The sequence below is a fragment of the Longispora sp. NPDC051575 genome (assembly GCF_040681875.1).
In the GTDB taxonomy this organism is placed as follows: Bacteria; Actinomycetota; Actinomycetes; order Mycobacteriales; family Micromonosporaceae; genus Longispora.
On sequence record NZ_JBFAZP010000009.1, the window covers coordinates 225,955 to 239,839 of the forward strand.

Consider the following 13,885-nt stretch of genomic DNA (forward strand, 5'->3'; position numbering starts at 1 on the left):
CCAGGGCCCGGACGTGCCGGGATCGGGCAGCGCCGGGGCCGGCCCGAGGCCGGGCAACACCAGAACCGGACGAGTGTCAGAGCCGGGCGGAACCGGACGCCAGCCCCGGGCCCCAATAGGACACGCCCCATCGAATCTCCACAGTGGCCACACCCGCCGACCGCGCAGACCCTGACGCAACACGCACCCTTCTTGCACAATCACTGCAAAATATTGCTCGTTTCGCGGGTTCTATTGACAACATTCAGCATGACCGTCATCAATGTGTTATGACCTCTCCCCCTCGCAGACTCCGTCTGCTCCTCGGCGCCCTCCTCGCGGGCACCGTTCTGAGCGTGGTGCCGATCTCCGCGGCGCAGGCGGCCACCGCCGGCAACGTGACCGGGTTCAGCCAGTCCGGGAACACGTACAACATCACCACCAGCAGCTCGGCGAAGGCCCGGGTGACGTTCGCGCGGGCGGACATCTTCCGGGTCGAGCTGGCGCCGTCCGGGACGTACAGCGACCCGGCCGGGACCGACATCACGATCAAGACGAGCTTCGGGTACACCGCTCCGGCGTTCACCGACGCGGGCACCTACTACCGGGTGACCACCGGTTCGGTTTCCCTCAGGATCAACAAGTCGCCGCTGACGTTCGCGGCGTACAAGGCCGACAACACCACGCTGCTGTGGGCGGAGTCGGCGGCCCTGAACTGGACCGGGTCGCAGACCACCCAGACCCTCAGCCAGGGCGCGAACGAGCAGTACTACGGCACCGGGTTGCGGCTCGGCGACTGGGCGCTGCGCGGGAAGACGGTACCCATCAAGATCGATAATGCGTGGAACGAGAACAACAACGCGTCCCCCGCGCCGTTCTACATGTCCACCAACGGGTACGGCGTGGTGCGCAACACCTGGTCACCGGGCTCCTACGCGTTCACCGGCCCGAGCAGCTTCACCCACAACGAGAGCCGCTTCGACGCGTACTACTTCGCCGGCAGCGGCCCCGGTGACCTCAAGGGCGTCCTGAACGCCTACACCGACGTGACCGGCAAGCCGTTCCTCGCCCCGATGTGGGGCTTCGAGATGGGCAACGCCGACTGCTTCAACGCGTCGAACCCCGACTACCAGGGCGACCACAACCGGGTCGGGCACCAGACCACCCCGGACGTCGTCGCCTACGCCACCGACGCGCGGAACAAGAACATGCCCTCGGGCTGGTTCCTGCCGAACGACGGGTACGGCTGCGGCTACACCAACCTGTCGCAGTCCATCTCGGGCCTCGCAGCCAAGGGCTTCAAGACCGGGCTGTGGACCTCCACCGGCCTCAACGGGATGCCCGGCGAGATCGCGGCCGGCTCGCGCGCCGTGAAGACGGACGTGGCGTGGATCGGCGGCGGGTACAAGACCGCGTTCAACGGCGTGAACCAGGCCGTCAACGGGATCGAGAGCAACTCCGACGCGCGCCGGTTCGTCTGGACGGTGGACGGCTGGGCCGGTACCCAGCGCAACGCCGTGGTGTGGACCGGCGACACCGAGGGCAACTGGGCGAACATGCGCTGGCACGTGCCCGCCATCGCCGGCGCCGGGCTGTCCGGGCTGAACTACGCGTCCGGCGACGTCGACGGCATCTTCGAGGGCTCGGCGGCCACGTACGCCCGGGACCTGCAGTGGAAGGCCTTCACGCCCGCGCTGATGACCATGTCCGGGTGGGGGCCGACGAACCCGTCCTCCGGGTACAACGACAAGCAGCCCTGGCGGTGGGCCGAGCCGACGCTGAGCATCAACCGCAAGTACCTGCAGCTCAAGATGCGGCTGATGCCGTACATGTACACGATGAGCGCCAACGCGACCGCGACCGGTACGCCGGCCGTGCGCGCCATGGTGCTCGACTACCCGAACGACCCGGTCGCGCGGGGCAACCAGACGTCGGGGCAGTTCCTGTCCGGGGACTCGTTCCTGGTCGCGCCCGTGGTCACCAACACGTCGACCCGGGACGGGATCTACCTGCCGGCCGGCACCTGGACCGACTACTGGACCGGGACCGTCTACCAGGGACCGACGACGCTCAACGGGTACAACGCGCCGCTGGACACCCTGCCGCTGTTCGTCAAGGGCGGCGCGATCGTGCCGATGTGGCCGCAGATGAACTACACGGGCGAGAAGGCCGTCTCGACCCTCACCTACGACCTGTACCCGCGCGGGAACTCGAACTTCACCCTCTACGAGGACGACGGGATCACCCGGGCCTACAAGACCGGCTCCTCGGCCACCCAGGCCGTCACGATGACCGCGCCCAACTCGGGCACCGGCAACATCACCGTCAACGTGGGCGCGTCGGTCGGCTCCTACACCGGCAAGCCCTCCTCCCGTGGGTACGAGTTCACCACCCACCTCGCCGGAGCCCCCAGCTCCGTCACCCTGGGCGGCACCACGCTGACCCAGCAGGCCTCGAAGGCCGCCTACGACAGCGCCGCCACGGGCTGGTTCTTCGACGGCAAGGTGCTCTGGACCAAGGTCGGCTCCCAGTCGGGCGCGTTCGCGGTGACGATGACCGGGGCCACCCTCCCGGGCTCGACCGTGCCGCCGACCGGGTCGCAGCCCATTCCGAAGACCGGCTGGTCGGTGCTGTACGCCGACAGCCAGGAGACCGCCTCGGACGACAACGCCGCCACCAACGCCATCGACGGGAGCTCCTCGACGATCTGGCACACCAAGTGGTCGGGCGGCACGCTCCCGCACGAGATCCAGATCGACCTGGGGGCGTCGTACCCGGTCGACTCGCTCAAGATCCTGCCCCGGCAGGACGGCGGCGTGAACGGCCGGATCGGATCCTACGAGGTGTACGTGTCCACCTCGTCGACGAGCTGGGGCACGGCGGTGGCCAGCGGGACGTTCGCGGACAGCGCCACCGAGAAGACGGTGACGTTCGCGGCGAAGACCGGGCGGTACATCAGGTTGCGGGCGATCACGGAGGCCGGCAACCGGGGGCCGTGGACGTCGGTGGCCGAACTGAACGCGACGTCCGCGCCGCCGCCGGTGGCGATGGTCGGCCGGCGGGACCGGGCCGAGCTCCGGTAAGCGGGGGCCCCGGCGTGGCGGAGGACCGTCACGCCGGGGCGCTCCTACTCCGTTGTGCGACCAGGGGGGTTCCTCTACTCTCCGGGGGTCTCAGCACCGCGCGCATATACGGGGGATCCCTTTGTCCGTCAGGAAATTCCGGTTATTTCGGCGGATCGCGGCCGTGGTCGGTTGCGTCGCCCTGGCCGTCGGCCTGTCCGGTCCGGTCCACGCCGACCCGACGCCGCCCGCCCGCACGTTCTGGGCCGAACTGGGCGGCCCCACGGTCGCGGAGGACGGGGTACTGACCTTCGGCGGCGTCCGGGTGGGCATCACCGACACCCCCTCGCGGGTCGCCGTCTTCCACCTCACCTTCGAGCTCGAGGACCCGGAGCTGATGCCGCACTTCCAGTTCCTCGCGGACGACAACGGCGCGCGGTGCCACACCCCGCCGGGTGGAACGCCGGGCAGGACGCAGAAGTGCGCGTACACCGTGAACCTCGACGGGCACGACGAGGCCGTCTTCAGCCCTCGGCTCCGGATCACACCGCTCAGCGCCGATCCGGCGGCCCGCGCGTCGCTGATCTGGGTCACGTTCGCGCCGGAGGGGATGGACGCCTCGGCCCGGCGGGGGGTGAGAGCGGCCATGCGGCACAAGGCCCACCTCACCGCCGCCGTGCACGGACCGGTCACCGGCCAGATCGGCGACGTCGTGGACGTGCCCTGGACGGTGACGAACGTCGGTCCCGACGAGCTGCCCGGCTTCCGGGCGAGCCTGACGCTGACCGCCCCGGGCGGCACCGAGTGGACGGGGGCCGCCGCGGCCCGGTGTGATCCGCCGGCGATCCCGAAGGTCGAGTACCGCTGCGTCGGCTCGGGCATTCTGGTGCCGGGCGCCACGATGACCGAGACCTGGCAGCTCAGGATCACCTCCACCACGGTGGGCACCGGCCGCGTGACCGCACAGTTGATCGACTCCGCCGGCGAGTCCGAGGACATGGGGTTCACCGACCCGACCCCGGGGCCCGACTCCACCGCGGACATCGTCGTCACTCCCCCGCCGGCCCGACCCGGTGACCGGTACGTTCCGGTCGGCCCCGTCCGGGTGCTCGACACCCGCGACTCCGGCACCCCGGTCGCACCCGGCGGCACCGTGACCCTTCCAGTCGCCGGCCGCACCGGGGTCCCGGCCACCGGGGTCACTTCGGTCACGATGAACGTGACGGTCACCGAACCCACCCGCGAGGGCTTCCTCACCGTGCACCCCGACGGGAAGATCCGGCCCAACGCGTCGAACCTCAACTGGGTACGGGGCCAGGTGGTGCCCAACCTCGTCGTCGTACCCGTCGTGAACGGCAAGGTGAACTTCCACAACACCAGCCCCGGCACCGTGCACCTCGTGGCGGACCTGGTCGGCTACCACACCACGGGCGCGGGCAGCAGCTTCACGCCGATCGGGCCGGTCCGTGCCCTGGACACCCGCGACTCCGGCACACCGGTCGCACCCGGCGGCACCCTGACCCTGCCGGTCGCCGGCCGCAACGGCGTACCGGTCGACGGGGTCACCGCCGTCACCATGAACGTGACCGTCACCGAGCCGACCCGCGAGGGCTTCCTCACCGTCTACCCGGACGGGAAGTCCAAACCGAACGCCTCAAGCCTCAACTGGGTACGCGGACAGGTCGTCCCCAACCTCGTCGTCGTACCCGTCGTGAACGGCAAGGTGAACTTCCACAACACCAGCCCCGGCACCGTGCACCTCGTGGCCGACGTCGTCGGGTACCACACCACCGGCGTCGCGAGCACCTTCCAGCCCTTCGGCCCCTACCGTGCCCTCGACACCCGCGACCGGGGCGCTCCGGTCGCGCCCGGCGGCAGCCTGACCCTGGTGGTCGGCAGCGTGGTCGCGGCCGGCGGCGTCACGGCGGTCACCATGAACGTGACGGTCACCGAGCCGACCCGCGAGGGGTTCCTCACCGTCTACCCGGACGGGAGGATCCGGCCCAACGCGTCGAACCTCAACTGGGTACGGGGCCAGGTGGTGCCGAACCTCGTGGTCGTACCCGTCGTCAACGGGAAGATCACGTTCCACAACACCAGCCTCGGGACCGTGCACGTGATCGCCGACGTGGTGGGGTACCACACCGGCTGACCTGGAAGATGCCCGGCCGCCGGTGGGCGGCCGGGCATCTTCGTTCCGTGAGGTCCAGGGCGTGTCCTGCCGGTCATGGGAGCCAGATCATGGCGGCTGCGATGGTCAGGGCAGGCGTGTTGGATAGCGGCGCGTTTGGCGTGTCCGGTGGCCAGGTCGCGCCAGTGTTTCAACCGGTTGAAGCAGCGTTCGACGATGTTGCGTTGCTTGTAGACCTCGCAGTCGAAGTCCGGGGATCGGCCACCGACGTCACCGATGGCACCAAGAGCCGGCGGGTGCCGGGGACCCCGAAACCGAGATACCCGGCACCCGATCAGGCCTGCTTGGCGCAGGTGAGCCGCACACCTGGAAGCTTGACCGTCACCTTGTCGCCATCGAAATCCACCTCGACCTTGCTGACCTCAAAGCGATCGTCGTTTCCGACCCCGAAACTGCTGCGGTGCGACCCGGACAGGTCACCCCCGTCGGAGACGCCGTCGACCTTCAGCACGGAGTTGTAGCTCCAGCGGAGCTCAAGCCTGCCCTCGACGATCTGCCAGGTACCCGACTCGAACGCGGTCATCTCCGGGGAACGGAAGCCGTCGAGACTGGACCGTTCCCGCAGCAGGAACCAGTACTTTTCGGCCACCACCGCGGTATATCGGCGAGGTACGCGGTTGGCGTCGCCGCTCTCATCCAGACAGTCCCAGGTGCCGGTCGCCACGTCGGACAGCGATGAGCCACCGGGGAGGTACGCCACCAGCTTGCTGCCGCCGAAGCCCAGAACCACACCGAGCAGCACGGCGAGTACCAGCAGAAGAGACGCCCGACGGCGGTCGGGTACCGCCACCGCGTCGGGCTTCGGTGGAACCTGCGGCTCGGCCGCCTCCGCCCGCATCCGCTCGGACAACCGGAGCAGTTCCGGCTCCAGCTCCGGCTGTCGAGCGGTGGCCTCACGCAGTGCTGTTTCGAGGAATCGGAGACCATACGACGTCTGCAGCATCCGTCGTATCGCGTCTGCCTCGCCTCCGGCCTCGACCTCCAGCAGCCGACCGAGCAGGACGGCGGCCTCAGTGCTGGCCGGACCGGGGTACCCGGTGGACAGTCCGCGATCGATGTGGACGAGAAATCCGTCAACCGCGCTCATGCCGCCTCCTCGATCTCGACCAGGTACGGCACCATCATCAGGAGGGTCTCAGCGGCATGCTGGGCGGCCAGGTGGTGTGCGCTGTCGTCCTTAGCCTTGTCAGCATGATCGCTGATGCCTCGAACGCTCAGCCAGCCGGCCAGCTCCGGTCGCGAGCTGGCGACCTCGTGGAATGCCTGAGCCAGGCCGCCGCCCTCGGTCTCGACCGCCAGCGTCTTGTCGTTGAAGGCGGACAGGAAGGATCGAATCTCGTGGGCGTGGTCGGCGACGACGGCCTCGCCCGAACCCACCGGTCCGCGCATCACCGCGAAGGTGCCGCCGTCGGCCGTGGGCAGCCGGGCGGGTTCCCCTGCGGCGGTGAAGAAGCGGTTCAGTGCCCGAGCCGTCCGATCGCTGATCGGGTGGGCCTGCCCCCGGCGTCGGGTGCCGTCGGACCTCTCCTTGCGGGCGTCGTAGTAGATGAGCTGCTCCGCGACGACCACGTCACCGAGGGCGACGTCGTCGTGGATGCCGCCGGCGATACCCACCATGACCAGTAGGCGAGGTGAGCAATGGTCCAGGAGGCGCTGACAGGCCAGGGTCGCCGAGCGCTGTCCCCGGTCCAGGGTCTGGGTGGCAACCAGCCGCACCGAGCCGAGCCACGCCTCGTGGAACACGGTGCCGTCGGCGTTGGACTGCTGCCGATAGCCGGAGCCGGTGCGCAACACCGACAGCACCGCCCGCATCTCCTCGCTGAGGATGGTCAGGATCCCGATCGACCCGTCCCCCGACCGGCTCAGATCGGTCGCCGATTCGGCGAACGGCCGATAGTTGTGGATGACGGCGCTCTGCCCGACGGCGGACTCGACGACGCGCAGGATGCCGGGTCCGGTGTTCTGGATGCCGTAGTTGTTGGTGGTCATTTCCCGCCTCCCCGGTTGATGGTGGTTGCCTGGCTACCAACAGCGGTCGAGTGCAGCGTGGTCGTGCCGCCCGTGTTGATCACACCGTTGTTGAGGATGGTCATGGCACGCTGGGTGTACTCGCTGACGTCGATGTCCTTGTCCTCGAGAAAGTCGTAGACCGCCGCCAACACGCGGCGTTCGATGATCCGCGAGTACTTCTCCACGTCGTGTTCCTGCTGATAGGCACGCAGCCGGCCGGCGTCCCCCAGCTCACGAAGGCTGATCCGGGCACCGTAGTTGGAGCGGGCGGCACCACCCTGCCGATCGGCCATGGCCAGCCGGGCCAGGTTGATCGGAGCCTTGAGCAACACCATCGGCGCACCCGCCAGTGCCTTGAACACGGTCATCGCACCGCCCAGCACAACTGCCTGCTCGGCGTCGTCGATGGAGCGGTAGGCCGGCGCGCACGGGGGCAGTGCCCACGCCGAGAGTTCCAGATACAGGGTGCGTCCCTGAACCGCGAAATGGACGTAGACGGTGGTCACCACCTCGCCGTCCCAGGACACGACCTGGCAGCTCAGATAGTGCCGTGCCGGGCCGGTCGGGTTGGCGATGACACGTTCCAGGGCTGCGGGCGAGAGCACGGGCGGCCGGCTGGGAGAGGCATTGATTTTCACCTCCGAGCTGTGCACCTGACTCCGGTTGGTGATCTCCGAGCAGGCCACGAACACGCGGTCGGTCACGTCCAGCCCCGGCAGGCGCAGTTCCGGCGGCCCGGTGAAGGCCAGGTCGAACAGGTTTTTGGTGACGTACTCCTTCAGCTCCAGCGTGGTGAACGGCGCGGTGTCGAACTCGCGGTCCTGCTCCCGTTGCGTCAACGGGTCTCCGGCGCGCATCAGGCGTTGCGCGAACGACCAGGTGCCGATCTCGAAGCCGGAGCCGATGAATGGCCGGTATCCGGCGTACACAGTCAGATTTCCGTGATCGACAGCGGCCAGTTTCCGCAGCCGCTGGTCGGTGTGTTGGACGACGGCAGCCCCTGGAGCCAGCCGATCCAGCTGCGCACGCATGCGGAACTCGGTTCCGACCACCACCCCGAAGAGAATGAGGAGCATCACGAGCACTCCGCCGTGCGACTGCTGCGACCCGGCCCCCAACAGCGGCAGGGGGAAAATTGTATTGATGACGATAATCAGAAGGGACGTGTACCCGAGGACCACGACGAGCATCTTGGCCAGGGGCTTCTCGACCAGGAGCCCGACGAACATGACGATCAACCCGAAGCCGACAACGAACAGGGTGCGCAGCAGGTTGTCCCAGTCGATCAGGGCGAACAGCAGCAGCCCGGCGAGCAGGCAGCCGTCCTGCGCGGCGGTGATCCGCTGCGCGGTGAGGCAGTGCGCCAGCACGGTGGGCAGGTCGAATCCGTAGGAGGGAGCGACGAACCGCTGCTCGCCGTGGTAGATCTCGGCCAACGCGACCCGGCGGAATCCCTGGTCCAGGTATGCGGCGGCGGACAGATGCCGGGTCGCTGAGCTGACTGGCTGAGCGGGCGGAGCGGGCATGGTGTCTCCATGGAATATACGTCAGAAGGACGAGAACCTCGCTGAGGCTACCGACACCCAAGGTTCTCGTCAATTGAACGAGAAGTCGGATGTTGTGTCATGATCGGCTTTATGCCACCGGCTCATCTGGTCGTCGCCGTCGACCTGGTCGTCTTCACGATCCGCGCCGATCAGCTACACGTCCTGCTCATCGAGCGGGGAAACCCGCCCTTCCACGGCAAACCGGCGCTCCCCGGCGGCTTCGTCCGAGACACCGAGAACCTGCACGCGGCCGCCGAACGCGAACTGCACGAGGAAACCGGCCTCAACGGCCACGATTTCCACCTGCAGCAACTCGGAGCGTACGGCGAACCCGACCGTGACCCACGCGGCCGGATCTTCACCGTGGCCTACCTGGCCATCGTGCCCGACCTGCCGGCACCCCTGGCCGGTACGGATGCCAGCGACGCATCGTGGGTACCCGTGACGCAGGCGCACGGCCTGGCGTTCGATCACGACCAGATCCTCGCCGACGCCCTTGAGGCGGCCCGAGTCCGACTGGAGTACACCACCGTCGCCACCTCGTTCTGCCCATCCGAGTTCAGCGTCACCGACCTGCGCCGGGTCTACGAGGTGGTATGGGGACGCCCCATCGATCCGCGCAACTTCCACCGCAAGGTGATCGCCACGGAGGATTTCGTCGTCCCCTCGGGCAACAAACGCGCGGCCGTGGTGGGCCGTCCCGCCATGCTGTACCACCGCGGCAGCGCCACCCGGCTCAATCCGCCGATGCTGCGTCACTCCGAACCATAGCTAGGACTTCCGCGGCTTGTTGCCCCGGCGAGACGGGTTCTCGCCGGGGCTGGACGAACCGGAGTGGCGGGTGACCGGAGCGAGGCCGGCGTAGGTGGCCAGGTGCGCGGAGCTGGGGAACGCGCTCGCGTCGCCGACGTCGAGGCCGGCCACCGGCCGGCCCTTTGGCCTCGCGGATCCGGACGGTGTCTGAGCGTTCGTGGATCGCGAGCCGGATCCGGCGGACCCGTAACGCGGCCCGCGTGGGGTTGTGGGCGTAGGCCTTGTCGGCGATCACGACGCCGGGGCGTTTTGCGCGACCCGGATGTCGTCTCGGTCCGAAGCTTCCACAAGATCGGAGTTGACGACCTGACGGTGATCCCGCCACCGACCCCGACCCGAAGCCGGAACCGGTGACAACGGCCGGATCACCGCCCAGGCCTCATCCGTCAACTCACCACGACGAACCACCGACACATCCTGCCGAACCAACTACGAGATCGGCAGGACACGGTCTAGCCCAGGTGCCACCTCTGGGCCGGGCTGCCGTTGCACGTGTACAGCTGCAACGTCAGATTCCAGTCCGACTTGCCGCCCGGCACGTCCAGGCACAGCCCCAGCGCCGAGAAGGCCTGCGTGGCCGGGTCGAACGTCCAGGTCTGCGCCGCGGAATCGTTGCACGCGGCCATCTGGATCGCCGTGCCGTTCTGCGCCACCCCCTGGCGGACGTCGAGGCACTTGCCGAGCGCCCTGAGCGTCCTGGTCTCCGGGTCGTACGTGAACGCCTGGGAGTCGTCGGCCGTGATGCAGCCCCAGGTGATCACGCCGCGCGGGTCGGTGGTGTTCCCGTTCGGGACGCCGGCGCAGTTGGTGGTGCCGTTCCAGGTCAGGTTGCCGGTGCGCGGACCCTCGACGGCGATCACCTTCGCCGGGACGACGACGCCGGCGAGCACCTTGACCTCGTCGATGTCGCCCGTCCACCGGTCGGCGTCGGCGCCGTTCCACTTGCCCCGGCCGACCGTGAACCGGCCGCCGGCGTTCCACACCCTGCAGGGCGCGGTGTTCTGGAGCACGTCGTCGACGTAGAGGCGCAGTTCGGCGCGGCTGGCGTCGTACACGCCGACGAGGTGCTGCCAGCGGTTCAGGTCGGCGCTGGTCAGCGGGGCCTGGCCGAGCGCGTCGGAGAAGCTCGTCGCGCTGTCGTCCGTGGTCAGGCAGGTGAACGCCCAGCTGCCCTTGCCGCCGCCCTGGTTGGCGTAGCGGAGGGCGAACGCGCTGTTCTTCGTACCCTCCTGGCTGAGCACGACGGAGTTCCAGGTGGGCATGGCCTGGAGCCGGACCCAGGCGGAGACGGAGAAGGACTGGTCGGTGTTGAGGACCGGGCCGTCCGCCGCCGCGTGCCCGGTGCCGTCGAGGTGCAGGCCACCGTTGCTGCTGTGCCCGGGGCCCCACGTCGCGCCCTGGGTGGCGGTGAGCCGCAGGTGCCGGCTGTAGTTGGTCGAGTCGAAGGCCAGGTCGCCGGACTTCTCCTCGAACCGCCACTCGCCCACGGTGCCGGTGAGCAGCGGGTCGGCGGCGACGGCGGCCTCGTTCGGGCTGATCACCCGGTCCCAGATCCGCACGTCGGCCAGGCCGCCCTTGACGAGGTCGGCGTTCATGGCCTTGCCGAGGTACGTCGGGCCGGTCGCCTTCCAGCCCGGGTGCGAGCCCTGCTCGCCGTCGAGCTGGCCGTTGACGTAGAGCCGGACCTTGGCGGCCGACGCGTCGTACACGCCGGTGAGGTGGGTCCAGATGCCCTTGCGCGGGGCCTGGGCGGACTGGGCGATGGAGTACCCGGCCGGGTTGGCCTTGTCCTCCGACGGCATCGCGAACGCCCACCGGTCCGTGTTCGCCATGTACTGCAGGTAGTAGGCGCACCGGGCCGTCCCGCACTGGGACACGAACGTCCGGAAGCCGGTGGTGTCGTCCACCCGGACCCAGGCCGCCACGGAGAAGCTGCGGCTGGTGTCCACGACGGCGGGGGCGCTCGCGTAGTGGGCGGCGGTGCCGTTCAGGGTCAGCGCGGTGTCGCCGTCGCGGACCCGGCCGGGGGTGCCGAGGGTGCCGGCGTTGAGGGTCGCGTCGAGGACGCCCGGGTTCTGGGCGTTGGTGAGCGACTTCGTGCCGGCCGCGTCGTCCAGCAGCCACTGCGCCTTGGCGGGCTGCCCCGGGTTGAGGGTGAACTGGTACTTCCGGACCGGGCTGAGCAGTCCGGCGTGGTCGACGGCCTGCACGTTGAGGGTCTGCTGGAGGAGCGAGCCCTCGCCGGGCGTCCAGGACACCGTCACCGGGTCGCCCTTGTGGGCCGCCGGCGCCTCGCGGGTGAGGGAGGTGCCGAAGCCCCACTTGAAATACCTGACGTCGGGCGAGCTCTTGAACGTGAAGCTCCCGTTGCGGCCGATCCCCCCGCAGAGCGAACAACTCTCCGGGTACTCCGCGGAGGTCACCTTCGGCATGGTCGGCGCGACGGTGTCGACCTGGAACTGGCAGTCGTTCGTGTTGGTGACCGGTCCGACGCCGCCCTTGCCGTAGTCGTTGGTCTGGGCCCGGAAGCCGTAGATCCCGTTCTCCACCAGCGCGGGAGTGGTCCAGTGGCCGCGGGTGCCGTTGGCCACCGAGTCCTGGTAGCCGGCGACGCCCGTGCTCTCGTCGTACGCCGTGCCGGTCCACTTCACGGCCGCGAGCCACACCTGCTGGGTGTCGCCGTCGGGGTCCCAGGGCCGGGCCGACAGGGTCGGGGTGCGGGTCGGGACGACGGGCCGGTCCTCGCCGGTCGCGCAGTTGCGCCCGTCCACCTGGAGCCAGTCCGGCAGGGTCGGCGGGTCGTTGTAGTCCACGGCCAGCCGGGCGGAGCCGGCGTCGAACCGCTTCCACTGGTTGACGTCGCCCTCGTTCTCGGCCCGCAGGCCCACGCCGAGGTACCAGGCGCCGCTGTCGGCGACCGCGCGCGTCCACCCGGTCACGTCGAACTCGACGTTGCCGGCGCCGTCGCAGCCGTAGTTGGAGTCCGCGCGGTGGTTGCCGGGAGCCGTGGTCGACTCGTGCCAGCGGAACTTGTCCTTGTCGTTGGTGGCCCGCCAGGTGGTGGTGGAGTAGTTCTCCGGGTTGGCCACGTTCTCGGTCCGCCACAGCTTCGCGTTGGACTTCGGGGCGCAGGTCCACGCGTGCCGCTGGGTGATGTGGAACGACGCCTTGGTGACGTGGTGGCCCCGGATGGGTCCGGTGTCCATCTGGAACAGCGAACGGACCTGGTACGTCGAGCTCAGGCAGTTGCCGTTGTTGTCGAAGTCGCAGACCTTCCCGGAGCCGGCGTTGCCCCAGACCTTGCCGTCGCCGGTGAGGGTCAGGCCGGTGGAGTCGGGGAACTTGCTGAACACGTTGGCCCAGTTGTTGTTCCGCAGGCCACCGCCCCAGGAGGGGTCGATGAACAGCGGGTACACGGTGTCGGCGGCGTCGACCATGGCCTTGTCGGGCGTGACCGTCAGGGTGCCGTTGCCGGCCCTGACGGGCATGGTCGCCTTCTTCGGCTCCCGGGTCGACTGGGCCGGTGCCTTGAGGCCCTTCGCGGCGGGGGTGGCCTTGTCCGCCGAGTCCCACATCACCGGGGTCGGCGAGGTGAACACGGGCGCGCCCTTGTCGTCCACGGCGACGAGCCCGCCCTCGGCGGCGCGGGTCGTCACCCCCTTGGTGGCCAGCCCGAAGGTGACCTCCCGCAGCGCCGGGTCGGCCGCCGCCTGGCGGTTCTTGACGACGAGTACCTCGGAGAAGCCGAGCGCGGTGGCGGTCACGGTCAGGTCGACGCCGGGCAGCACCTCGGGGTACGTGGCGGAGTCCCCCGACAGGGTCGGCGCGGGCAGGGCGCCGCCGGGCCAGGAGACGGCCAGTTCCCGGTCCCCGTCGCGCAGGGTGGCCAGCGGTCCGGTGCCGCCGCCGGAGAACGTGACCGGCAGGGCCGACGCCTTCGGGGCGACCGTGCCGCCGGTGGCGACGAGGGTGGTGTCGATCGGCGACCACGAGCCGTCGGGGCGGTGCGACCAGCGCGGGGCGACCGACCCCTCGGTGGTGTAGCCACCTTCGGGCCTGGCGAAGGTCTGGGCGGTCCCGGTGCGCAGCGGGAGGATCTCGACCCGCTTCCGGCAGTCCCGGGCCATGGTCGCGGCTTTGGCGGCGTCGGGCTGGGTGTCGGCGCAGGCGGGTGGGGCGGCCGCCGCCGGGGCGGCGGCGAGGGTGAGGGGGCTGAGGCCCGCGACGAGCAGGGCCGCGACGGCCCCGCCGGTCGTCAGGCGTCTGAGAGGTGCCATGGACAT

7 protein-coding genes and 3 pseudogenes are annotated in these 13,885 nt (G+C 69.5%); 3 read left to right on the forward strand and 7 right to left on the reverse strand.

What is annotated here, in order from left to right; genetic code table 11:
- The first annotated feature begins 269 nt into the window (after nucleotides 1-269).
- On the forward strand, nucleotides 270-3,062 hold the full coding sequence (locus AB0M43_RS28020; RefSeq protein ID WP_363728765.1) for a TIM-barrel domain-containing protein: 2,793 nt from the start codon (nucleotides 270-272) through the stop codon (nucleotides 3,060-3,062).
- Nucleotides 3,063-3,183: 121 nt separating this feature from the next.
- Entirely contained in the window at nucleotides 3,184-5,193 is a 2,010-nt protein-coding gene (locus AB0M43_RS28025) for a hypothetical protein (protein WP_363728766.1), read from the forward strand.
- Nucleotides 5,194-5,266: 73 nt separating this feature from the next.
- Here AB0M43_RS28025 and AB0M43_RS28030 read toward each other — a convergent pair.
- The 4 genes and pseudogenes from AB0M43_RS28030 to AB0M43_RS28045 all read right to left on the reverse strand — a co-directional run.
- Nucleotides 5,267-5,438: pseudogene (locus AB0M43_RS28030) on the reverse strand (IS5/IS1182 family transposase); the annotation flags it as partial.
- A gap of 68 nt (nucleotides 5,439-5,506) precedes the next feature.
- Nucleotides 5,507-6,319 (reverse strand): hypothetical protein, encoded by an 813-nt coding sequence (locus tag AB0M43_RS28035; RefSeq protein ID WP_363728767.1) that lies wholly within the window; start codon nucleotides 6,317-6,319, stop codon nucleotides 5,507-5,509.
- Complete coding sequence (locus AB0M43_RS28040; RefSeq protein WP_363728768.1) at nucleotides 6,316-7,221, reverse strand: 5'-methylthioadenosine/S-adenosylhomocysteine nucleosidase; 906 nt, start codon at nucleotides 7,219-7,221, stop codon at nucleotides 6,316-6,318. The genes AB0M43_RS28035 and AB0M43_RS28040 overlap by 4 nt, the downstream gene beginning before the upstream one ends.
- Nucleotides 7,218-8,768 (reverse strand): hypothetical protein, encoded by a 1,551-nt coding sequence (locus tag AB0M43_RS28045; RefSeq protein WP_363728769.1) that lies wholly within the window; start codon nucleotides 8,766-8,768, stop codon nucleotides 7,218-7,220. The genes AB0M43_RS28040 and AB0M43_RS28045 overlap by 4 nt, the downstream gene beginning before the upstream one ends.
- 99 nt (nucleotides 8,769-8,867) lie before the next feature.
- Between AB0M43_RS28045 and AB0M43_RS28050 the strand changes: the two genes are divergently transcribed.
- Nucleotides 8,868-9,560: an NUDIX domain-containing protein gene (locus tag AB0M43_RS28050; protein WP_363728770.1), complete on the forward strand. Its 693-nt coding sequence runs from the start codon at nucleotides 8,868-8,870 to the stop codon at nucleotides 9,558-9,560.
- 15 nt (nucleotides 9,561-9,575) lie between these two features.
- Here AB0M43_RS28050 and AB0M43_RS28055 read toward each other — a convergent pair.
- From AB0M43_RS28055 to AB0M43_RS28065, 3 genes and pseudogenes are all read right to left on the reverse strand, one after another.
- Nucleotides 9,576-9,698, reverse strand: a pseudogene (locus tag AB0M43_RS28055) (transposase); the annotation flags it as partial.
- A 201-nt stretch (nucleotides 9,699-9,899) separates the two neighbouring features.
- Nucleotides 9,900-10,010 (reverse strand): annotated as a pseudogene (locus AB0M43_RS28060) (IS5/IS1182 family transposase); the annotation flags it as partial.
- Between the two features lie 44 nt (nucleotides 10,011-10,054).
- Nucleotides 10,055-13,879: a LamG-like jellyroll fold domain-containing protein gene (locus tag AB0M43_RS28065; protein WP_363728771.1), complete on the reverse strand. Its 3,825-nt coding sequence runs from the start codon at nucleotides 13,877-13,879 to the stop codon at nucleotides 10,055-10,057.
- Nucleotides 13,880-13,885: the final 6 nt, after the last annotated feature.

Excerpts from the sequence above, each read along its gene's own strand:
- AB0M43_RS28040 (WP_363728768.1), bottom strand. The coding sequence starts at position 7,221 with ATGACCACCAACAACTACGGCATCCAGAACACCGGACCCGGCATCCTG.
- AB0M43_RS28065 (WP_363728771.1), bottom strand. The coding sequence starts at position 13,879 with ATGGCACCTCTCAGACGCCTGACGACCGGCGGGGCCGTCGCGGCCCTG.
- AB0M43_RS28020 (WP_363728765.1), top strand. The coding sequence starts at position 270 with ATGACCTCTCCCCCTCGCAGACTCCGTCTGCTCCTCGGCGCCCTCCTC.
- AB0M43_RS28050 (WP_363728770.1), top strand. The coding sequence starts at position 8,868 with ATGATCGGCTTTATGCCACCGGCTCATCTGGTCGTCGCCGTCGACCTG.
- AB0M43_RS28035 (WP_363728767.1), bottom strand. The coding sequence starts at position 6,319 with ATGAGCGCGGTTGACGGATTTCTCGTCCACATCGATCGCGGACTGTCC.
- AB0M43_RS28045 (WP_363728769.1), bottom strand. The coding sequence starts at position 8,768 with ATGCCCGCTCCGCCCGCTCAGCCAGTCAGCTCAGCGACCCGGCATCTG.